The organism is Allokutzneria sp. NRRL B-24872, assembly GCF_002155965.1.
Taxonomy (GTDB): Bacteria; Actinomycetota; Actinomycetes; order Mycobacteriales; family Pseudonocardiaceae; genus Allokutzneria.
In genome coordinates this window covers 1-735 of the sequence record NZ_MUMH01000362.1, presented here as the reverse complement: position 1 = coordinate 735, position 735 = coordinate 1, and the positions used below count along the sequence as shown (strand labels likewise).

1 protein-coding gene is annotated in these 735 nt (G+C 75.4%); it reads right to left on the bottom strand.

The features are described 5' to 3' along the window. Positions 1 to 735: histidine kinase (locus tag CCN37_RS41255; protein WP_246843573.1), on the bottom strand; the 735-nt coding region annotated here is incomplete at both ends.

Here is a 735-nt window from a genome sequence, read left to right as displayed (position 1 = left end):
CGAGTTCGGCCAGCTCGGTGAGGCCCACCACCTCCCCGACGGCCTCGTGGCCGCCCGCCGGATCGACCCATACCGCCCCTTCCAGTGGGCTCGGCGTCTCGACCCGTCCCACCGGCTCCGCGCTGTCGATGTCGCGTTCCAGCATCTCGCGGGCGGTACGGGCACCCAGTGCGATGCCGTAGAGCGCCTGCGAGACCGAGTCGTGCAGCTCGCGCGAGATGCGCTGCCGCTCCTCCCGGACGGACCTCTCCTGGGTGGCCCCCTGCTGCCGGTCGTTCTCCACCGCGCAGGACGCATGCCCCGCGATCACCTCCAGGAGGGTGATATCCGCCTCGCCGGGGTCGCGGCCGGGCGGGAAGTGGCAGCACATCGCGCCGATCGCGGTGGATTCGCGCAGCAGTGGCCAGGCGGCCACCGCGCCCCGCGCCGGGCCCTCGCCGTCCGCGCCGGTACGACCGCCGCCGTGGATGACGGGCGCGGCCCCGGCGATCGCCTCCAGCGCCGGTTTCCGGGACGGCGGGGTGTGGCCGTGGCCGCCGCCGACCAGGCGCAGGTTCGCCGACGGTCCGGGCTCCAGCAGATAGACCGTGCAGCTCGCGGCGCCGGTACGGGCCACCGCGCCCGCGGCCAGGGAGTCCAGGGTCCGCCGTACGCAGGGGCCGGAGGAACGGGTGAACCCCGGGGAACCGGACGAGCCCCAAGGGGAACCCGAAGGTCCCGACGCTCCCGCGAGCC